Origin of the sequence: Bradyrhizobium sp. SZCCT0231, from assembly GCF_018130245.1 — a bacterium.
In the GTDB taxonomy this organism is placed as follows: Bacteria; Pseudomonadota; Alphaproteobacteria; order Rhizobiales; family Xanthobacteraceae; genus Bradyrhizobium; species Bradyrhizobium japonicum_F.
This window is the reverse complement of record NZ_JAFCKP010000011.1, coordinates 97060-118252: the sequence shown is the minus strand read 5'-3', so window position 1 is coordinate 118252 and position 21193 is coordinate 97060. Positions and strand designations below refer to the sequence as shown.

The following is a 21193-nucleotide window of genomic DNA, read 5'->3' as shown; positions in this document are numbered from 1 at the left end:
CGGACCATGAGCGGCATTGCATCCAGCCCGGTCGACCCGTTTGCGCCTGACTTCCTGATCGATCCCTATCCTGCCTATGCGGCGCTACGCGCACTCGGGCCCGCATTCGCATTGGAGCGTTACGGTGTGTGGGCGATGGCCGGCTATGCCGAGGTCGAGCCGGCCCTGAAAGACTGGAAGACGTTCATCAGCGGCGAAGGCGTCGGGCTCCACGGCATGAACCCGGCGCTGCCAAAACCGCTGACGCTGCAGATCGATCCGCCCGACCATGACAAGGGCCGCCGGGTGCTCGGCCGCACGCTGTCGCCGGGCGTCGCGAGGAAGCTGCGCGAGACGTTCCAGCGCGAGGCGGAGAAGAAGGTTGCGGAGCTGATCGACAGAGGCACGTTCGATGCCGTGACCGATCTTGCGGAGGCCTATCCGATGAAGGTGTTTCCGGATGCGATCGGCATCCGGCCGGACGGCCGCGAGAAGCTGCTGGCGTGGAGCACGTTCGTGTTCAACAGCTTCGGCCCGGAGAACGAGATACTCGCGGCTTCACGGAAGGAAGGTCTCGCGGCGCAGAGCTGGATCATGGAATGCTGTGCGCGTGATGCGCTACGGCCCGACAGCCTCGGCATGATGATCTACCAGGCGGCCGACGAGGGCGAGATCACCGAGCACGAAGCAACCCACCTGGTGCGGCCGTTCCTCACCGCCGGGATCGACACCACCGTCAACGGCATCGGCAATACCCTGCTCGCGCTCGCCACCCATCCGGACGAGTACCGCAAGCTGCACCACAAGCCGGAGCTGGCGCGCAACGCCTTCGAGGAAGGCCTGCGCTACGATTCACCGGTGCAGACGTTCTTTCGCACCACCTCGCGCGATGTCGAGATCGGCGGCGGCGTGATCCCGGCGCATCGCAAGGTGCTGCTGCTCATGGCCTCCGCCAACCGCGATCCCGCGCGCTGGGACAGGCCGGACCGGTTCGAGGTGGAGCGGGTTGCGACCGGGCATGTCGGCTTCGGTGCAGGCATCCATGCATGCGTCGGTCAGATGATCGCGCGCCTGGAAGGTGAATTGATCTTCGGCGAGCTCGCAAGGCGCGTGAAGACGATCGAGCTCACGGGAGAGCCGAAGCGCAGGCTCAACAATTCGCTGCGCGGGCTGGAGAGCATGCCGGTGCGCGTGACGGCCGCTTAGGCTGCATCACGCGATCCGGGTATGAGCGACGTGCTCAGTTCCTCGCCGGCGTAGCGGCGGCCGCCGCGCGCGCGGGCCGCGGTGCGCCGGGCTCGGCGACGGGAGCGGCCGGGGCGCGCGAGCGCATGATCGCGGCGTCGATCTCGGCGATGACGCGGCGCTGGATCGCCTCGTTCTTGTCGATCGAGATGTGACCGACGCCGGTGCCGCGCACGTCGACATTGTCGAGCTTGCCGCGGAAACCCGCTGCCGCCCGCACCGGCTCGCCGGGGCCGTCGCCGATATAGATGTTGATGTAGCGTTCGGCGCCGGTCGAGAGCTTGGTCTTGAAGACGGAGTCGAGGCCGATCGCGAGCTTCACGGGCACGCCGAGCTGATTGAGCTTGGCGATCATGTCCGGCAGCGCGGTCGCACCGGAGGAATGGCCGACCAGGACGATGGTCTTGATGCGGCCGGCCCTGTAGGCGGTCGCCGCTTCATCGGCGAGTGAGGACCAGGAGACGAAGTTGGCGACCGTCACCGGGATGCCCTGCGCCTGGAGCCGGGCGCCGATCGTGTCGAGCCCGAGCGAGAAGATGTTGAGCACGCCGCGGAGCAGGTAGACATGCGTGGTCGCCGCGGCGGCCTGGCTCGGCGCGGCCTTGGCGGCGGTCGGGCTGATGGCAACAGCTGACAGCAGGAGCAGGCCCATCGCGCATGCACGAAGGGCGGACAACTGGCTGGCGCCGGCGGTGTGACGGCCGTTCGGTCTCATCGATCTTTATCCCTGGAGACAATACGCTTCGCGATTGGCCGGAATCGTAGCCACGGCCCGCTCGCAGACGCAACAAAGAGCCGCGTGAGCGACAATCTTAGCCGCAAGCCGTGACCATCGCGCAACACTTGCCCGGAACATGCCACTGAAGCGCCTGTTTTGAGACCATTTTTCTCCGGGGAATTGCGGGTCGACAACAGCGTTCCTATCTCAGGGCTCCGCTGACCCGCCCTTCCCGGATGGGTCCAGCCCCTCCCCTCCCCAGCCTTTACCCCAAGCCTTTCGGCCATCATGTCTTCCATCATTTCCGTCGCCAACCTGTCGAAGACCTATGGGTCCGGCTTCAAGGCGCTCAAGAACGTCAATCTCGACATCAAGCGCGGCGAAATCTTCGCGCTGCTCGGCCCCAACGGTGCCGGCAAGACCACGCTGATCTCGATCATCTGCGGCATCGCCAATCCGAGCGCGGGCCGCGTCCTCGTCGGCGGCGAGGACATCCAGACCTCCTACCGCAAGGCACGCTCGCTGATCGGCCTCGTGCCGCAGGAATTGCACACCGACGCCTTCGAGAGCGTGTGGGCGACCGTGAGCTTCTCCCGCGGCCTGTTCGGCAAGCCGAAGAATCCTGATCACATCGAGAAGGTGCTGAAGGACCTCTCGCTGTGGGACAAGAAGGACAACAAGATCATCACGCTCTCCGGCGGCATGAAGCGCCGCGTGATGATCGCCAAAGCACTGTCGCACGAGCCGCAGATCCTGTTCCTGGACGAGCCGACCGCCGGCGTCGACGTCGAGCTGCGCAAGGGCATGTGGGAGGTGGTGCGCGGCCTGCAGCAGTCCGGCGTCACCATCATCCTCACCACGCACTACATCGAGGAAGCCGAGGAGATGGCCGACCGCATCGGCGTCATCAACAAGGGCGAGATCGTGCTGGTCGAGGACAAGGCGACCTTGATGCAGAAGCTCGGCAAAAAGCGGCTGACGCTGCATTTGCAGGGCAAGATCGCTTCGCTGCCGGAGAGCCTCGCTCATTACGAGCTCGAGCTCTGCGATAGCGGAGCGACCCTGGTCTACGATTACGACACCAAGGGCGAGCGCACCGGCATCACCAGCCTGCTCGGCGATCTCCGCACCGCCGGCATCCGCTTCAACGATCTCGACACGACGCAATCGTCGCTCGAGGACATCTTCGTCGACCTCGTGAGGACGTCATGAATCACCGCGCCATCCGCGCCATCTATCTGTTCGAAATGGCGCGCACCTGGCGCACGCTGCTGCAAAGCATCGTCTCGCCGGTGGTCTCCACTTCGCTCTATTTCGTGGTGTTCGGCGCCGCGATCGGCTCGCGCATCAGCCAGGTCGAGGGCGTCAGCTACGGCACCTTCATCGTGCCGGGCCTGATCATGCTCTCGGTGCTGACGCAGAGCATCGCCAATGCCTCGTTCGGCATCTACTTCCCGAAATTCACCGGCACGATCTACGAAATCCTGTCGGCGCCGATTTCCTATTTCGAGATCGTGCTCGGCTATGTCGGCGCAGCCGCAACCAAGTCGATCATTTTGGGCCTCATCATCCTGGCGACCGCCGGGCTCTTCGTTCCATTGCATATCCAGCATCCGGTCTGGATGCTGGCCTTCCTGGTGCTGACGGCAGTGACGTTCAGCCTGTTCGGCTTCATCATCGGCATCTGGGCCGACGGCTTCGAGAAGCTGCAGATGATCCCGATGCTGGTGGTGACGCCGCTGACCTTCCTCGGCGGCAGCTTCTACTCCATCGACATGCTGCCGGCGGGCTGGCGCACGGTCGCGCTGCTCAACCCGGTCGTCTATCTGATCTCGGGCTTCCGCTGGAGCTTCTACGAGATCGCCGACGTCAGCGTATCCGTCAGCATCGGCATGACGCTGGCGTTCCTGGTGATCTGCCTGGTCGTGATCTGGTGGATTTTCCGGACCGGATACCGGCTGAAGAATTGAGCTGTCATTCCGGGGCGCGACGACGTCGCGAGCTATGATGCGCAATTGCGCATCTGAGAATCCATTCATCCACCAACTCTGTTGCCCGATGGATTCCGGGCTCGCGCTGCGCGCGCCCCGGAATGACGGCGGCGGCCTCACCGATAGCAATGGAAGCGGTGATAGCCGTCGTAATGCCCGCGGCAGCGGTGACGGTAGTGGCGGCTGGGAATGCCGAACACGCCCTCGACTGCACCGACGGCCCGACCGACGCCGACGCCCACGACGCCGCCGACCGCGCCGCGCGGCAGAATGGTTGCGCCTTTGTGACGAATTGTCGGCGTTGTGAACGCGCCTCGGCTCGCGAAAATGTCAGCGTTGCCGTGGCCTTCGCGGCACAAAGCGGCCTTGCTTACATCAGGCATCGCGTTAACGATGGGCTGGCAGCCCGCTGGAACGAAAGCCGGATTGCAGGCATATTGCACGCCGGGGACGGAGAGCCGCGGCGACTAGTGTGAACAGGCCGGAGGCCAAGATTCAAATGCGTTTCCAGATGCGTTCGTTTTTCATTGCTTTCACCTCATTGCTGCTCTTCAGCGCGGGCACCGCGCAGGCCAAGGTCGAGATCACCGTCGACAAGGACAATCAGCAGATGACCGTCGCCGTCGACGGCGTCGCGCGCTATCACTGGCCGGTGTCGACAGGCATTCCCTCGCGCGAGACGCCGAACGGCGGATTCCGCGCCTTCCGCATGGAAGAGGATCACTACTCCAAGGAATTCGACGACGCGCCGATGCCGCACGCGATCTTCTTCACCAAAGTCGGCCACGCCATCCACGGCACGGACTCGGTCGGCCGGCTCGGCTCGCCGGCCTCGCATGGCTGCGTGCGGCTGTCGCGCCAGAACGCCTCGACGCTCTATGCACTGGTGCAACAGCAGGGCGTGCTCAACACCACGGTGACGCTGACCGGCTCGGCGCAGGTGGCGCTGGCGCGCAATCCGCGCGGCCGCAATGCCAATGCGGTGGCCCGCGCACCGCAGCCGGCTGAAGAGCAATACGCGACCACAGGCGATCCCGTGAACCTGACGCCACCGGCGCAGCCGGCGCGCCGCTACATGCCGCAGGACGACAACTACATCTATCCGGCCGACGGCAGCGACACCGGCGCGCGCTACCCCGCGCCGCGCTCGGCCACCCGCCCGCTTTATGACGCGCAGGTCTATCAGCAGCAGCAGCCGCGGCCCTCTTACGACCAGGGCTACGGCCAGCAGGGCTACTACTATCAGCCGCAGCCCCGGCAATATTATCAGCCGCGCGGCTATTACTATCAGAACTGACGCGGCTGCCATCAACTGCCCTCGCCGGTCGAGGCGCCATGCTGTCACGAAGCAAGACCATCCTGACCGTGCTCTCGGTTCTCGCCGCGGGACAAGCCATTGCAGGACAAGCCATGGCCTTCGATCTCGAGGCGCATCGCGGCGGGCGGGCGCTGCTGCCGGAAAACACCCTGCCCGCCTTCGCCAATTCGCTGACGATGGGCGTGGACACGCTGGAGCTCGACGTTGGCGTCACCGCCGACGGCGAAGTCATCGCGTCGCATGAGCGCGGGCTCAATCCCGATCTCGCACGCAGGGCCGATGGCGCCTACATCACTCCGCCCGGCACGCCTTTCGTCAAACTGCGGCTCGACGAGGTCAGGACCTACGACGTCGGCCAGATCCGGCCGGACAGCGCCTACGCTAAACAATTCCCCGACCAGCGTGCGCTGCCGGGGACGCGCATTCCCACCTTGCGGGAGCTGTTCGCGCTGGTGCGCAAGTCCGGCAACATGCAGGTGCGCTTCAACATCGAGACCAAGATCGATCCGCACCATCCGGATGAAGCGCCAGATCCGCAGGCCTTCGTCGCGAAGCTGCTTGGAGTGATCGAGGCCGAAAAACTCTCCGATCGCGTCATGATCCAGTCGTTCGACTGGCGAACCCTGCTTCTCGTGCAGCAGCAGGCGCCCAACATCCCGACCGTGTACCTGACGCTCCAGCGCGGCTCGGCTCCGACGGTGGCGCTCGATAAGGCGACGAGCTGGACGGCGGGTTTCAGCCCGGCCGATCACGGCGGCTCGCTGCCGCGGACGATCAAGGCTGCGGGCGGCGCGATCTGGTCGCCTCATTTCGGCGACGTGACCGCGGCGCTCGTCTCGGAGGCTCACGCGCTCGGGCTGCGCGTCGTGGTCTGGACGGTGAACAAGCGAGACGACATGGCGCGGATGTTCGAGATCGGCGTCGACGGCATCATCTCGGACAGGCCGGACCTGTTGCGGCAGATCGCCGGCGAGAAGGGAATTGCACTGCCGGCGGGGACTCCGGTGGCGCCGTAGGACCGGTCTCGTGTCCCGGACGCGGTGCAGCGTGCAACGCTGCTCCGCAGAGCCGGGACCCAGCAAGCCGCGCGATGGGCCCCGGCTCTGCAGCGCACCGCTGAAGAAGCGCTGCGCTGCGTCCGGGGCACGAGACCTCGTGGCGCGAAGCCTACTCCCCGTCCTTCCAACGCCGATACAGCGCGCCCAGGATATTTGAATAGTCGTCGGTCCAGACCCGCACCCTGTCATCGGCTTCGGTCTGTTCCCATTGCTTGGAGGACGCGAGCCTGCCGATGTCGGCCTCCTCGCGCGCGGAGATGACGACGTCGGTCGAGAAGATGTAGTCGGAATCGCGCCCCGAATCCTCGTTGAAGACCCAGCTCTTGAGATCGTTGGCATCCGCAATGCCGACCACGACGGTCTCGAGATCCAGATGCCGGTTGGAGACGTGCATCACCACGGCGCCGTGAGGCGCGAGCTTGTCCTTGTAGATCTTCATCGCCTCTTCGGTCGCAAGGTGGATCGGAATCGCATCGGACGAATAGGCATCGACGATGATGAGATCATAGGCGCCATCGGGTTCCTTGGCGAAGGTGAGGCGCGCATCGCCGATGACGGGCTTCATGTCCGGCATGCAGCTCGAGATGTAGCGGAAATTCCTGGGGTCGCGCGCCGCGTCCACCATCGACTGGTCGATCTCGAAGAATTTCCAGTCCTCGCCCGGCTCGGCGGCGCAGGCGAGCGTGCCGGAGCCGACCCCGATCGCGGCGACCTTGAGCGGCGCGCCCTTGCGCTCGCGGATCGCGCTGACGGCCTGACCGATGCCGCCGTCCTCGTGATAATAGGTGATCGGCTCGGGCCGGCCGGTAACAGGCGTGCCGTCATTGTTGCGGAAGCGCTCGGCGCCGTGGATGGTGGTGCCGTGCATCAGCACGTGGAAATAGCCGCCCGGCGTCACCACGATCTTGTGCACGCCGAAGAAGCTGCGCACCGTCGTGACGCGGCCCTCGTCTGCGGGATAGATCCGGATCAACGCCAGCGCGAGCGCGACGGTGGCAAAAATCTTCCAGCGTCCGGCATTGAGGATCAGCGCAAGCAGCGCGGCGAGCACGCCGACGGCGCCCGCGACCCAGACGCGATGATCCTCGAACCAGGTCGAGAGGTCCCCCGTCGTATAGGACGGTGCGATCAGCGCTACCGCGAGCGCGGCGAGCGCCAGCCAGTACCATTTAACGACGCCGGCCAGCCGCTCGTTCCCGGACGGACGGCACAGCACGGCGAGCGCGATCAGGATCGGATATTCGGCGATCCATGTGAAGGTGAAGGGCGCAACGAGCCCGGCGAACAGCCCGCCGACCATGCCGCCGAACGACAGCGCGACATAGAATCCGGTGAGATATTTGGCGGCCGGCCGGGTCCGCGCCAGTTCGCCGTGACAGGCCATGGCAATGACGAAGAAGCACAGTTGATGTCCGCCGAGCGTCAGCAGCAGGTTCTGCTCGCCGCCAAAGGCCAGCAGCACGACGACGCCGGCGATCGCGACCGGCTGCAGCATCAGCATCCATTTGTGCGGCAGCAGCGGCCGCGACTGGAACACCACGACCCAGGTCAGCAGATACAGCGACAGCGGCAGCACCCACAGCAGCGGCGCCGCCGCGACGTCGGTCGAAATGTGTGCGGTGACGGCGATCAGCAGGCCCGACGGCACCGCGGCGAGGAAGATCCAGCGCAGCCGCGTCGGCAGGCCCGGCGCCGGCGCATTCATGTCCTCGGCCCGGGCATCGGCCACCGCCAGCTTCGGCGAACGCAACAACAGCATGCCGCAGGCGCCGATGAGAAGGATCAGCAGGCCATAGCCACCGGTCCAGAACCGGTTCTGCATCTGCAGCGTGAACATCGGCTCGAGCAGGAACGGATAGGACAGCAGCGCGAGGAAGCTGCCGATGTTGGAAGAGGCATAGAGGAAATAGGGATCGTGGCCGGCGGGATGGCCGGTGCGGACGAACCAGGCCTGCAGCAGCGGATTGTTGGCGGCGAGCGCGAAGAACGGCAGCCCGATCGAGACCACGAACAGGCCAAGCAACCAGAATGCATAGCCCGAAGCGGGCGGCTCGCCATAGGCGGAGGCGATGCCGAGCGGCAGCGTGGCGAAGGCCGCAATCAGCAGCACCAGATGGACCGCGACCGGAACGATCCGGTTCCTCGCCTGCATCAACAGATGCGCGTAGGCATAGCCGGCCAGCAGCGAGGACTGGAAGAACACCATGGCCACCGACCACACCGCAGGCGAGCCGCCGAGCCGCGGCAGCACCATCTTCGTGAACAGCGGCTGCACCGAGAACAGCAGCAGCGCGCTGACGAAGATCGCGGCGGTGTAGACCGTCAGCAGCAGCCGGTTGCGCGACGACGAGGGCTGCTCCGTGGCGGCAGGTTGCACGATCGAATCCATGGAAGCTCCGGCTCAAACCCCGGCGGGCGCCGGATCGCGCGCAATGGAGCACAAGGCGCCCGAACGGGCAATAAAGGGGGTCGTGATGTTGCGGAAGCAAATGCTTGATATACAGATGTCATTCCGGAGCGCCTCGAAGAGGTGCACCCGGAATGACAGTGGAACAACTTGAATCCCTCATGACCGAAACCGACGTCGTCATCATCGGCGCTGGCCATAACGGCCTCACCTGCGCGGCCTATCTCGCGATGGCGGGTCTGCGCGTGCGCGTGGTCGAACAGCGCAAGGTGGTGGGCGGGGCGGCGGTGACGGAGGAGTTTCACCCCGGCTTTCGCAATTCGGTCGCGGCCTACACGGTGAGCCTGCTCAATCCGCAGGTGATCCGTGACCTCAAGCTCGCCGAGCAGGGCCTGCGGATCGTCGAGCGGCGCGCGCAAAATTTTCTGCCGACACTGGATGCCAGCTATCTCCTCACCGGCGAGGGGCGGACCAAAGCGTCGGTCGCGCGGCTCAGCGCGCACGATGCGGAGGCCCTCGACGGCTTCGCGCGCGAGCTGGAAGACATCGCCGACGTGCTCAGGCAGTTCGTGCTGCGCGCGCCCCCGAACCTGCTCGACGGCTTTGGCACGAACGCGATCCGCGAAGCCGTGAACGCGCTCCAGAGCGCCAATATCCTGCGCGGCCTCACGCTGGAACAGAGCCGCAGCCTGCTCGACCTCTTCACCCGTTCGGCCGGCGAGATGCTGGACGAACGTTTCGAACATGATCTGGTCAAGGCGCTGTTCGGCTTCGACGCCATCGTCGGCAATTACGCCAGCCCCTACGCCGCCGGCTCGGCCTATGTGATGCTGCATCACGCCTTCGGCGAGGTGAACGGCAAGAAGGGCGTCTGGGGCCACGCCATCGGCGGCATGGGCGCGATCACGCAGGCGATGGCGCGCACGGCACGCGACCGCGGCGTCGCGATCGAAACGGATGCCGGCGTCCGTGAGATCATCGTCGAACGTGATCGCGCCGTCGGCGTCGTGCTGGAGAACGGCTCAGCCATCCGCGCCAAGTATGTCGCGGCCAATGTCAATCCGAAGTTGCTCTACACGCGGCTGATCGCGGCCGACGCTCTCCCTGCGGACTTCCTCGCCCGCATCCGGCACTGGAAGAACGGCTCCGGCACCTTCCGCATGAACGTGGCGCTGGACCGCCTGCCCTCCTTCACGGCGCTATCAGGCGAGGGCGATCACCTCACCTCCGGCATCATCCTGGCGCCGAGCCTCGACTACATGGACCGCGCCTATCTCGACGCGCGGGCCCAGGGCTGGAGCCGTGAGCCCGTCGTCGAGATGCTGATCCCCTCGACGCTCGACGACACGCTGGCCCCCGCCGGCAAGCATGTCGCGAGCCTGTTCTGCCAGCATGTCGCACCAAGGCTTCCCGATGGAAAGTCGTGGGACGACCATCGCGAAGAGGTCGCCGATCTCATGATCGCGACGGTGGACAAGTACGCGCCGGGTTTTGCGGCGAGCGTGCTCGGCCGTCAGATCCTGTCCCCGCTCGATCTCGAACGGCAATTCGGTCTGCTCGGAGGCGACATCTTCCACGGCGCGCTGACGCTGAACCAGCTGTTCTCGGCGCGGCCGATGCTGGGCCACGCCGATTATCGCGGGCCGTTGAGGGGCCTCTACCATTGCGGCTCCGGCGCCCATCCCGGCGGCGGCGTCACCGGGGCCCCCGGCCACAACGCGGCCCAGGTGATCCTGCGGGATCACCGGTCGCTGTTCGGAAGCCGTGGATAGGATTGTGGATGGGCTGTGGACAGGCCTGTCGAATGGTCTGTGGGCCGGGCAGAGGATACCCGGACAAGACCGTCGGGGCGATCCAGGGGATAGTCGGTGGACAATCGTAGGGACAATTGCGGGAAAACGGGTGGATAGGGGGCCCGGCAAGCAGGCGGACAAGCTGTGAAGATCCCGTCAAAAACGACCTCGCCCACCAGGGGAATCCCCTGGCGGGCGGTGATCAGGAACAGCCTCTAAAGAAAAATAGCCCCCGCTGGGAAATGCAGGCGGAAATTACTTCAAGGAGCTGCTAATCGAACTGAACTTCTCGTTCATGCTGGTGCCCAGGCTGTTCACCACGGTAATGATCGCCAGGGCGATACCCGCGGCAATCAGACCGTACTCGATCGCCGTTGCACCGGACTCGTCCGACCAGAACTTCTGAATCATGCTCTTCAAGACTCGCCTCCGTTTCAATTCCAAGCTGTATTGGCTTGCTTCGACATCCGAAAATTTACGGGAGACACGCTACAGGCGGGTTAATCTGCGAACCGCAAGTTGTCCGGAAAATTGACACCAAAAGTTCCAAAAATTGAGCTCAACGGAACCCTGAATGCAGCCTTCCCCCACCCATCGCGCCAGCTTTTCGATCGGCAGCGAAACCGACGCCAGGCGCGTCGTCGACGTGCTCACCGAGGTGTTCTTCGAGGGCGATGCAGCGGTCGCCGCCTTCGAGCGGCCGGACGGACAATGGGACGTCACGCTTCATTTCGCTGAGGCGCCGGACCCGGCATGGCTGCGCGAACTCGTTGCAACTTCAGCAGGAAATGAGATCGCCGCGACGCTTCTCTTCGACACGATCGAGGCCAAGGACTGGGTCAAGGCCAGCCTGGAGGATCTCGTCCCGGTCCCGGCCGGGCGCTTCGTCGTGCACGGCAGCCATGACCGTGACCGTGTGGCGCCGAACAAGCTCGCCATCGAGATCGAGGCGGCGCTCGCCTTCGGCACCGGTCACCACGGCACGACGCGCGGCTGTTTACTTCTGCTTGACCATGCCCTGAAGAGTTCCCGGCCGCGCAACGTGCTCGACCTCGGTGCCGGGACCGGCGTGCTGGCGATCGCAGCCGCGAAGGCGTTGCACCGCGCAGTGCTTGCCTCCGACATCGATCCGCCCTCGGTGCGGGTGGCGGCTGAGAACGCCTCGCTCAATGAAGTTGGCAACCATGTGCGGGTGATCCGCGCCACCGGCTTTGCGGCGCCGGATTTTGCGCGCGCCGGCCCGTTCGACCTGGTGCTCGCCAACATCCTCGCCAACCCGCTGCGGCAATTGGCGAGCCCGATGGCGCGGCACCTCGCGCCCGGCGCCCGCGTTATCCTCTCCGGCCTGCTGACGCACCAGGCCCCCGCGGTGATCGCCGCCTACCGTGCGCGCGGCCTTGTGCCGGTGAAGCATCTGCGGATCGAGGGATGGAGCAGTTTGTTGCTGAGGAAGATGGGTTAAGCGAGGTGCCGTAGGGGGGCAAAGCGACTTGTCCGCCGTAGCTCGAAGAGCGAAGGCGGAAGCGTGCCCACCATAACGATCGATAATCGGGGAAGATGGTGGGCACGGCGCAAGAGCGCCTTTGCCCACCCTACGAAATCCCGATGCCGCCCTACTCCGCCGGCTTCTCGTCGCGGTGTATCGCGCGATCGTCCTGCAAGGTGCGCCGCGCGCGGCGCTCGGCGAAACGGTCGATCATCTGGCTGATCAGGCCGCGCGGCTTCTTCGGTGCTGCCGCAGTCGGGGCGCCGCGCACCGGCGGCGAAATCTTCTCAAACGTGAATGCTGGCATCGTGTGTCCCCTCGCCGTTGAGATGAACCACCTGCTCGAATTTCCCTGTTATCCGGACGAAGCGCAACTGCCGCATCCTTTACTCCACTCAATTCGAATGGAACTATTTCAAGCACAGTCCATGCCAGATGCGACGCAAATGCGTCTAGATTGCGGACTGATCCCCATGATCCTAAAGTGATCCACCATGTTCGAAGCACACTTCCAGACATTCGAGGAGCCGGAGGCCGGCGTCGCATTGACGTCGCGGCTGGCCGCACTTCGCGAAGAGCTCGCCCGCCGCAAGCTGACCGGCTTCGTCGTTCCGCGCGCCGACCAGCAGCAGAACGAATATGTGCCGCCATCGGAAGAGCGGCTCGCCTGGCTGACCGGCTTTACGGGCTCGGCCGGAATGGCGGTGGTGCTGCCGCATGAGGCTGCGGTGTTCGTCGATGGCCGCTACACGCTTCAGGCCGCCAAGCAGGTCGATGCCAAGGCCTGGGCGGTGGAATCACTGATCGATCCGCCGCCGGAGAGCTGGGTGTCGGCGCATCTGAAGGCCGGCGATCGCCTCGGATTCGACCCGTGGCTGCACACTTTTTCGGCAGCCGAACGCCTATCCGCCGCCTGCACCAAGGCCGGCGCCGAGCTGGTCGCCGTCGACTATAATCCGATCGACGCAGTCTGGCAGGACCGGCCGCAGCCACCGCTCGCCCCCGTCGCCGTTCACAGCCTCCAGCATGCCGGTGTCACTGAAGCGGAGAAGCTGACGCAGATCAGGGGCGAGATCGCCAAGCTCGGCACGGATGCGCTGGTGCTGTCGGACAGCCACGCGGTGGCCTGGACCTTCAACATCCGCGGCGCCGACGTCGCCCACACCCCGCTGCCGCTGTCCTACGCGCTGGTGCCGAAGGACGGCCGTCCCACCATCTTCATCGACCACCGCAAACTCTCCAACTTGACGCGCGACCATCTCGAGCAGTCCGCCGACGTGCGCGAACCGGACGCCATGGCGCCGACGTTGATGGCGCTCGCCAAAAGCGGTGCGGCGATCGCGCTCGACAACGCCACCGCCGCCGACACACTCAGCCGGCTGATCGCCGGCGCCGGCGGCAAGCCGGTGCGCGGCAGCGATCCGGTTGCACTGCTCAAAGCGGTCAAGAACGCGACCGAGATCAAGGGCACCAAAACGGCCCATGTGCGCGACGCCGCAGCGCTGGCGCGCTTCCTCGCATGGATCGATCGCGAGGCGCCAAGCGGCAAGCTCACCGAGATCGACGCGGTCGAGGCGCTGGAAACCTTCCGCCGCGACACCGGCGCGCTGAAGGACGTGTCGTTCCCGACCATCTCCGGCACAGGCCCGAACGGCGCCATCGTGCATTACCGCGTCACCCGCAAGAGCAACCGGCGGATCGCGCCCGGCGATCTCCTGCTGATCGATTCCGGCGCGCAATATGAGGACGGCACCACCGACGTCACGCGCACCATGGCGGTCGGTGAGCCCACCGGCGAGATGCGCGACCGCTTCACCCGCGTGCTGCGCGGCCATATCGCGATTGCGCGCGCCATCTTTCCGGACGGCACCACGGGCGCGCAACTCGACACGCTGGCGCGGCAATATCTCTGGTCCGCCGGCCTTGATTTCGAGCACGGCACCGGCCACGGCGTCGGCAGCTATCTCTCGGTCCACGAAGGACCGGCGCGGATCTCGAAGCTCGGCACCACGCCGCTGAAGCGCGGCATGATCCTCTCCAACGAGCCCGGCTACTACAAGACCGACGGCTTCGGCATCCGCATCGAGAACCTCGAGCTGGTGGTCGCGGCCGACATCGAGGGCGCCGAGAAGCCGATGAACGCGTTCGAGACGCTGACCTTGGCGCCGATCGACCGCCGGCTGATCGATGTGGCGATGCTCAGCCGCGACGAGCTCGATTGGCTGAATGCGTATCATGCGCGCGTGAAGGCCGAGGTGCGGCCGGCGCTGGACGAGGCGACGAAGGCCTGGCTCGATCAGGCGACGGCGGAGCTGAAGCTCTAAATCCGTCATAAGACTGCCTGCGTAGGGTGGGCAAAACATCCGCTGCCGCTCGAAGAGCGGAGGCGGATGCGTGCCCACCATCCATCTCCGCGTGATGGCAGCAATGGTGGGCACGCCGCGCAAAGAGCGCGTCTTTGCCTACCCTACAAGCCTGCGACTTGACGCCTTGCGCATAGCCGTATGCCGAAATGGCCGTATTCGCTCACAATGCGATGCGGCTAGTGTTCGGCGATGCACGGCATGATCAGCAAGCCGCCGGGAGCGGCCAGCAACATAGCGACATCGCGCGTGGTGTTGCTGCTGCTGGTCGTGATGACCGGGATCGCGCCGATCTCGCTCTACATCCTGGTTCCGGCGCTGCCGGTGCTGGCGACGAATTTCGGCAGCGACATCTCGATCGCGCAGATGACGGTGTCGCTCTACATGGTCGGCATCGCGCTGTCGCAGCTGATCATGGGGCCGCTGTCGGACCGGTTCGGACGGCGGCCGGTGCTGCTCGGAGGCTTGGCGCTGATGGTGGCGGCCAGCGTCGCCTGCATCTTCGCGCAAGACCTGCCGCAGCTGATCGCCGCACGTTTCTTCCAGGCGCTGGGCGGCGCCGCCGGCATGGTGGTGAGCCGCGCCATCATCCGCGACATCTACGAGCGGGACCGCGTCGCCTCGATGATCAGCCTCGTGATCGCGGCGCTGATGATCGGGCAGATGGTCTCGCCGCTCACCGGCGGCCTGATCGAGACTGCGTTCGGCTGGCGGGCGATCTTCTACGCCATCACCGTTGCCGCGATCATCGTCGCCATCGGTATCGCCTTCGCGCTGCCCGAGACGCGCCGCACCCGCGCCGCCGGCAGCGGCTTCCGCGGCGACGTCGGCATGCTGATCCGCAACCGTGCCTTCGTCGGCTACGTGATGTGCCAGGTGTTGGCGTCCCAGATCATCTTCACCTTCGCAGGCGGGGGCCCCTACGTCGTGGTGACGCAGATGGGCCGCAGCAGCGCCGAATACGGCGCGTGGTTCGCGACAACCGGCTTTGCGTTTCTCGTCGGCAATCTGCTCTGCGTGCGCTTTGCGCCGCGGCACTCGCTGGAGAAGCTGATCTGGTTCGGGCTCGCCCTGCAGCTCTGCGGCAGTGTTGCGAACCTGCTGTGGAGCTTGATCGGCTGGAATGAAGCCCCCGCCTGGCTGTTCGGCACGCAGATGATCGTGATGGCCGGAAATGCCTTCGTGATGGCGAACTCCGCCGCCGGCGCGATCAGCATCCGCCCGGAGGCGGCCGGCACCGCCTCAGGCGCGATGGGCTTCCTCCAGCAAGGCGTTGGCGCGCTGATGTCGCAATTCGGCGCCTATCTCGGCGGCCACTCCGCAACCACGCTGCCCCTCACCTCCGCGGTCCTCGCGATCTCGCTGCTCTGCGCCTGCGTGATGATCTTCGTCGTGCCGCGGCGGGAGGTGGTGGTGAGCGAGGCGCTGATCGAGCAGGCGGAGGAGGAAGAGAGCGGGATGATGTAGCCGTCGCTATGCACGACGGCGTCACTACACGTTCGGCGTCATCCCCCGCGACCCGGCTACGCCAAGGCTTCGCCGGGGTTGAGGTCCAGGGTCACCGAAGCTTTAGCGTAGGCGGCAGGCGGGGGATCCAGGAGACGCTGCGGGGATATGGAGAGGCCACGGCGTACTGGATCGCCCGCCCCAGTGCGCAATTGCGCACAAGGCGGGCGATGACGGCGGAGTGGGTGGCGCCAGCGTGCCCCCTCACTCCCCGATCAGCTTCAGCCACTCGTCCTCGGTCAGCACCTTGACGCCGTGCTTGTTGGCCTCCGCCAGCTTCGAGCCCGCGCCGGGGCCGGCGACGACGAGATCGGTCTTCTTCGACACCGAGCCCGACACCTTGGCCCCGAGCCGCTCAGCTGTCGCCTTGGCTTCATCCCGCGTCATCTTCTCCAGCGATCCCGTGAACACGACCGTCTTGCCGGCGACGGCCGAATTGCTCTTCGGCTTCTCGGCATCGACGATCTCGACCTCCTTGGTCAGCCGCTCGACGATGCCACGGTTGTGGCTCTCGCCGAAATAATCGGCGATGCTCTTGATCACGGTGTCGCCGATCTGGTCGAGCGCATCCATGTCCGCGATTGCCTCCTCGTCGCCCTTGGCGACCTTGAGGCAGGCGTCGTGGAAGCCGTCCCACGAGCCGTAGCCGCGCGCCAGCGCCAGCGCCGTGGTCTCGCCGACATGGCGCATGCCGAGCGCATAGATGAAGCGCTCCAGCGCGATCTTGCGCCGGCTCTCGATGGCGCCGAACAGGTTGCGCACCGAGGTCACGCCGTAGCCCTCGACCTCCTCGAGCTTGAGCTTCGCGTTGCGCTTCTCCAGCGTGAAGATGTCGGCGGGCTCCTTCACCCACCCCTCGTCGAAGAAGTACTGGAGCTGCTTCTCGCCAAGACCGTCGATGTCGAAGGCCCGCCGCGACACGAACAGCTTGAGATGCTCGATCTTCTGATAGGGACAGGCGAACTCGCCGGTGCAGCGGGCGCGCGAGCCCTCCTCGCCCGTCGCCGTCTCCTCGCGCACGACGTCGGTGTGCAGCGGACACGGGCACTTCTTCGGGAAGTGGAATTCCCTGGCGGTCTTCGGCCGCTTGTCGAGGACGACATCGACCACCTGCGGGATCACGTCGCCGGCGCGCTGGATCACGACGGTGTCGCCGATCCTGATGTCGCGCCCCTCGCGCAGCACCTCGCCCTTGTTGCCGATACCCTTGATGTAGTCCTCATTGTGCAGCGTCACGTTCTGCACGATGACGCCGCCGACGCCGACCGGCTCGAGCTTGCCGACCGGCGTGAACGAGCCGGTGCGGCCGACCTGGATCTCGATGTCGCGCAGCACCGTCATGGCGCGCTCGGCCGGGAATTTGTGCGCGATGGCCCAGCGCGGCGCGTCGGAAACAAAACCCAAACGCTCTTGCCATGCTAAGCGGTCTACTTTGTAGACTACTCCGTCAATATCGTAATCCAGTTTAGCGCGCCGCTCTTCGATGTTGTGATAGAACTTCAGCAAATCGCTGATCGAATGACAACGCTTTGTCAGTGGATTGATTTTAAAGCCACATCCTTCGAACCAATGCAGCATATCGACCTGAGTGCTCTCTGGCACAAAGCTCATTGCCCCCCAAGCATATGCAAAAAAGCCCAAGGGTCTCGAAGCAGTAATCGACGGGTCCTTTTGTCGGAGAGAGCCAGCTGCAGAATTTCGAGGATTTGCAAATACCGTTTCCCCCGCGGCCTTCTGCCGCTCGTTCAGCTTCAGGAAGGCCTTCTTCGTCATATAGACCTCGCCCCGCACCTCACAAACTTTCGGAACGTTCCGGCCTTTTAGTTTTTCGGGGACATCCTTGAGCGTCCGAATGTTTGCGGTGACATCCTCACCTTCGAAACCATCCCCCCGGGTCGCAGCCTTGACAAGCTCTCCGCCTTCGTAGCGAAGGGACATCGACAAGCCGTCGATCTTCGGCTCCGCACTGAAGTCTATATGGTCATCATTCAGTCTCAAAAATCGAACAATGCGTCCTACGAAGTCGCGAACGTCGTCTTCAAAAAAGGCGTTCTCAAGCGAAAGCATTGGAACCGTGTGCCGCACCTTTCCGAAGGCGCGCGATGGCCTAGCACCAACGGTTGCAGGAGACGTCTGTAAATCGGGACGCATTAGCAGAAGAAGCTGCGCGATTGCTTTCAGAGCATCGTATTCTGCATCCTGATAATCAGTCTTAAGCGTCGTGTTATACTGACTGTCCAAGATGGCCTTGAAAGCAAGAAGACCTTCGTAGGCATTATGAAGACCTGCAATGGTCACAGAAGACAATTGCTTACGCCATTTCTCCGGAGAATCCGAAGTTACACTTGACGCAATTTGATCATGAAATGAAACGTACAGGTTATCGAGCGTCCCTCTCGGAAGCTTTGACAAAGCCTTCTTCAGGGTTTCTCTTTTGAATTGCTTGATGAACCTTGAAAAATCATGAGCCAGCTCATCTGCCTCAGTCGCCTTATCCTTTGGCAAGGCAGAACCGTCTTCAAAAAGGAGGCTTTCGTCAGGTTGAGATAGCTTGCTTTTCTTCATCCGGCGAAAATAGCATCGAAGTCACAAATTAAAAGACGACACACATTCCAATTTCCATCTCAGGCGGTGGATTTGGCGCGCTTAGCTGGGATTTTGATGCCAACGCTGGCGGCCTAGCCAACTAAGCCGTCGCTGCCTTGAGCAGCCGTTCCGCCGCCGCCCTGGCCTCGGCCGTGATCTCCGCGCCCGCGAGCATGCGCGCGATCTCCTCGCGGCGGTGGTCGGCGGCGAGCGCATTGACGCGGGTGGCGACGCGCTTGCCCTTGTCGAGGGCGTCCTTGGAGATGAGAAGGTGCAGGTCGGCACGGGCGGCGACCTGCGGGGCGTGGGTCACGGCCATCACCTGGACCTTGCCGGCAAGCCGCGCCAGGCGCCCGCCGATGGCGTCGGCGACCGCACCGCCCACGCCGGTGTCGATCTCGTCGAACACCAGGGTCGGCGCCGAACCGCGGTCGGACAGCACGACCTTGAGCGCCAAAAGGAAGCGCGACAGCTCGCCGCCGGAGGCGACCTTCATCAAGGGACCCGGCTTGGTGCCCGGATTGGTCTGCACCCAGAACTCGACGCGATCGAAGCCTTGCGGACCCGGCGCGGCCTCGTCGGTCTCGACCTGGGTCATGAACCTGGCGCGTTCGAGCTTGAGCGGCGCGAGCTCGGCATTGACCGCCTTGTTGAGCTTCTCCGCCGATTTCTGCCGCGCCAGCGACAGCTTCTTGGCGGCGGCGGCATAGCGGCTATCTGCCTCGATTGCGGCCTGCTCCAGCTTCTTGAGCCGCGAAGCGCCGGCATCGATCAGGACGACATCGGCGGCATATTTGGCGGCCAGCGCGGCGAGGCCATCGACCGGCGTCGAATATTTGCGAGACGCCGCACGCAAAGCAAAAAGCCGCTCCTCGATGCGTTCAAGCTCGGCCGGATCGAAATCGGTTGCGGCCAGCGCCGCCAGGAGATGCTGATCGGCTTCCTCCAGCGCGTTGATGGCGGCATCGATCGCCTTCACCGCAGGCTCGACCAGCGCCGGCGAGTTGACGCCCCGACGCTCCAGCCGGCGCACCGCCGCCGACAGCGCGGCGACCGGCGAATGATTGCCGCCGACCGCCTCCTGCGCCTCGCGCAGGTCCGAGGCGATCTTCTCGCCCTGCATCATGGTGGTGCGGCGCGAGGCCAGCGCGGTCTCCTCACCGTCCTTGGGCGCAAGCTGCTTCAGCTCGTCGGAGGCGTGGCGCAGATAATCGGCCTCGCGTGCAGCATGCTCCATGGCGGCGCGATGCTCCTCCAGCGCGGTGTTCGCGGTGCGGCGCTCGTCCCAGAGCGCTTCGACCGCCGCGACGTCCTTTTCGAGGCCGGCAAAGGCGTCGAGCAGGCGGCGGTGGGTGGCGGCATCGACCAGCGCGCGCTCGTCGTGCTGGCCGTGAATCTCGACCAGGGCGGCGCCGACCGCCTTCAGCGTCTGCACGCTGATCGACTGGTCGTTGATGAAGGCGCGGGTGCGGCCGTCGGCGAGCTGCACGCGGCGAAGAATCATCTCGCAAGACTGTTCAACACTCGTGCCGTCGAGGCCGTTCTCGGCCAGAATCCTGGTCGCAGGGTGATTCTTCGGGACATCGAACACGGCGGTGACCTGCCCCTGCTCCGCACCGTGGCGCACGAGGCCGGCGTCGCCGCGGCCGCCGAGCGCCAGTGCAAAGGCATCGAGCAGGATGGATTTGCCCGCACCGGTTTCGCCGGTCAAAACCGCGAGTCCGGTGGCGAATTCGATATCGAGCCGTTCGATCAGGACGATGTCGCGGATCGACAGACGCGCCAGCATGGAACCAAATTTCCTAGCCGAGACCCATCTTCTTGAAGGTCCGGCTGATCCAGGACCCTTGATTCTCGCTCGGTTCGAGACCGCCGGATTTTACAAGATTATAGGCGTCCTTGTACCAGCGGCTGTCAGGAAAATTGTGCCCAAGCACGGCCGCCGCGGTCTGCGCCTCGCCGACGATGCCGATCGCCATATAGGCTTCGGTGAGCCGGAACAGCGCCTCCTCGACATGGCGGGTGGTCTGGTACTGCGTGACGACGGCCTTGTAACGGTTGATCGCGGCCGTGTAGTCGCGCTTCTGAGCGTAGTAGCGGCCGACATTCATTTCCTTGCCGGCGAGCTGGTCGCGCGCACCCTCGATCTTGGCCTTGGCGGAGGTCGCATATTCCGAGTTCGGATATTTGCGCACCACCTCTTCCAGCGCGGCGATCGCCTTTTCGGTGCGGGCTTGGTCGCGGCTGATGTCGGGAATCTGGTCGTAATGGGAGGCGGCAATCAGGTATTGCGCATAGGCCGCGTCCGGGCTGCCGGGATGCAGCGTGACATAGCGGGTGGCGGCGCCGATGCAGCCGTCATAGTCGCCGCCCTGATAGGACGCATAGGCCGACATCAGCAGCGATTTGCGGGCCCAGTCGGAATAAGGATGCTGGCGGTCGACCTCTTCGAACTTCTTGGTCGCCGCCTTCATGTCCTTCTTCTCGTTCATGAGGTACAGGCCCTCATTGTAGATCTTGTCGGCGGGCTCCTCGACGAAGGTGTCGTCCTTGGCGGTGAACTTGTCCCAGAGCGCCCCCGTGCCGCAACCGGCGAGCGGCAGCGCGAGCATGATGAAGGTGACGGCCTGAAGCAGCCTACGGGCTCGCGACGAGACCGAGAAATATCCGCGCGTCATACGCTGTGCCGACATGAGTTTAAGCCCTGACGCCCTGTGATGCGGTGTCCGCCGGCCCACGAACC

General features: G+C 64.7%; 17 protein-coding genes. 9 read left to right on the top strand and 8 right to left on the bottom strand.

Translation table 11 applies throughout. From position 1 onward, the window contains the following. Positions 1 to 6: 6 nt before the first annotated feature. Entirely contained in the window at positions 7 to 1185 is a 1179-nt protein-coding gene (locus JQ566_RS23440; RefSeq protein WP_212376185.1) for a cytochrome P450, read from the top strand. Positions 1186 to 1219: 34 nt separating this feature from the next. On the opposite strand, the gene JQ566_RS23435 is transcribed toward JQ566_RS23440, so the two are convergent. Further along, positions 1220 to 1939 (bottom strand): hypothetical protein, encoded by a 720-nt coding sequence (locus JQ566_RS23435; protein WP_212376182.1) that lies wholly within the window; start codon positions 1937 to 1939, stop codon positions 1220 to 1222. Between the two features lie 291 nt (positions 1940 to 2230). On the opposite strand from JQ566_RS23435, the gene JQ566_RS23430 reads away from it, so the two are divergent. Together JQ566_RS23430 and JQ566_RS23425 are read left to right on the top strand one after the other, a co-directional pair. Continuing rightward, a complete protein-coding gene (locus tag JQ566_RS23430) occupies positions 2231 to 3154 on the top strand; it encodes an ABC transporter ATP-binding protein (RefSeq protein WP_212376179.1) in 924 nt (307 codons plus the stop codon). Then, entirely contained in the window at positions 3151 to 3912 is a 762-nt protein-coding gene (locus tag JQ566_RS23425; protein WP_212376174.1) for an ABC transporter permease, read from the top strand. Before JQ566_RS23430 ends, JQ566_RS23425 begins: the two co-directional genes overlap by 4 nt. 137 nt (positions 3913 to 4049) lie before the next feature. Here JQ566_RS23425 and JQ566_RS23420 read toward each other — a convergent pair whose 3' ends face one another. After that, positions 4050 to 4316 (bottom strand): hypothetical protein, encoded by a 267-nt coding sequence (locus JQ566_RS23420; protein WP_212376425.1) that lies wholly within the window; start codon positions 4314 to 4316, stop codon positions 4050 to 4052. 116 nt (positions 4317 to 4432) lie between these two features. On the opposite strand from JQ566_RS23420, the gene JQ566_RS23415 reads away from it, so the two are divergent. Both JQ566_RS23415 and JQ566_RS23410 read left to right on the top strand, forming a co-directional pair. Beyond that, positions 4433 to 5230, top strand: coding sequence for a L,D-transpeptidase (locus tag JQ566_RS23415; protein ID WP_212376171.1), 798 nt, complete (start codon positions 4433 to 4435; stop codon positions 5228 to 5230). Between the two features lie 38 nt (positions 5231 to 5268). Then, a complete protein-coding gene (locus tag JQ566_RS23410) occupies positions 5269 to 6267 on the top strand; it encodes a glycerophosphodiester phosphodiesterase (RefSeq protein ID WP_212376169.1) in 999 nt (332 codons plus the stop codon). 151 nt (positions 6268 to 6418) lie between these two features. Here the strand turns inward: JQ566_RS23410 and JQ566_RS23405 are convergent, their stop codons facing one another. Beyond that, the gene (locus JQ566_RS23405) at positions 6419 to 8698 is read right to left on the bottom strand and encodes a fused MFS/spermidine synthase (RefSeq protein WP_212376166.1); all 2280 of its coding nucleotides are present in this window, start codon (positions 8696 to 8698) and stop codon (positions 6419 to 6421) included. 179 nt (positions 8699 to 8877) lie between these two features. Between JQ566_RS23405 and JQ566_RS23400 the strand changes: the two genes are divergently transcribed. Then, positions 8878 to 10488, top strand: coding sequence for a phytoene desaturase family protein (locus JQ566_RS23400; RefSeq protein ID WP_212376163.1), 1611 nt, complete (start codon positions 8878 to 8880; stop codon positions 10486 to 10488). A 276-nt stretch (positions 10489 to 10764) separates the two neighbouring features. Here the strand turns inward: JQ566_RS23400 and JQ566_RS23395 are convergent, their stop codons facing one another. Continuing rightward, entirely contained in the window at positions 10765 to 10920 is a 156-nt protein-coding gene (locus JQ566_RS23395; protein WP_434057840.1) for a Flp family type IVb pilin, read from the bottom strand. 163 nt (positions 10921 to 11083) lie between these two features. Between JQ566_RS23395 and JQ566_RS23390 the strand changes: the two genes are divergently transcribed. Then, a complete protein-coding gene (locus JQ566_RS23390; protein ID WP_212376157.1) occupies positions 11084 to 11971 on the top strand; it encodes a 50S ribosomal protein L11 methyltransferase in 888 nt (295 codons plus the stop codon). Between the two features lie 151 nt (positions 11972 to 12122). Here the strand turns inward: JQ566_RS23390 and JQ566_RS23385 are convergent, their stop codons facing one another. Further along, positions 12123 to 12302 (bottom strand): hypothetical protein, encoded by a 180-nt coding sequence (locus JQ566_RS23385; protein ID WP_212376154.1) that lies wholly within the window; start codon positions 12300 to 12302, stop codon positions 12123 to 12125. 187 nt (positions 12303 to 12489) lie between these two features. Between JQ566_RS23385 and JQ566_RS23380 the strand changes: the two genes are divergently transcribed. Beyond that, positions 12490 to 14319 (top strand): aminopeptidase P family protein, encoded by a 1830-nt coding sequence (locus JQ566_RS23380; protein WP_212376152.1) that lies wholly within the window; start codon positions 12490 to 12492, stop codon positions 14317 to 14319. Positions 14320 to 14550: 231 nt separating this feature from the next. Continuing rightward, on the top strand, positions 14551 to 15825 hold the full coding sequence (locus JQ566_RS23375; protein ID WP_212376149.1) for a multidrug effflux MFS transporter: 1275 nt from the start codon (positions 14551 to 14553) through the stop codon (positions 15823 to 15825). A gap of 243 nt (positions 15826 to 16068) precedes the next feature. Here the strand turns inward: JQ566_RS23375 and ligA are convergent, their stop codons facing one another. From ligA to JQ566_RS23360, 3 genes are all read right to left on the bottom strand, one after another. Further along, positions 16069 to 18219 carry an NAD-dependent DNA ligase LigA gene (ligA, locus tag JQ566_RS23370; RefSeq protein WP_434057839.1) on the bottom strand — a complete coding sequence of 717 codons (2151 nt, stop codon included), beginning with the start codon at positions 18217 to 18219 and terminating at the stop codon, positions 16069 to 16071. 331 nt (positions 18220 to 18550) lie between these two features. Next, entirely contained in the window at positions 18551 to 20239 is a 1689-nt protein-coding gene (gene recN / locus JQ566_RS23365; protein ID WP_212376146.1) for a DNA repair protein RecN, read from the bottom strand. A gap of 13 nt (positions 20240 to 20252) precedes the next feature. After that, on the bottom strand, positions 20253 to 21143 hold the full coding sequence (locus JQ566_RS23360) for an outer membrane protein assembly factor BamD (protein WP_212376143.1): 891 nt from the start codon (positions 21141 to 21143) through the stop codon (positions 20253 to 20255). Positions 21144 to 21193 lie beyond the last annotated feature (50 nt).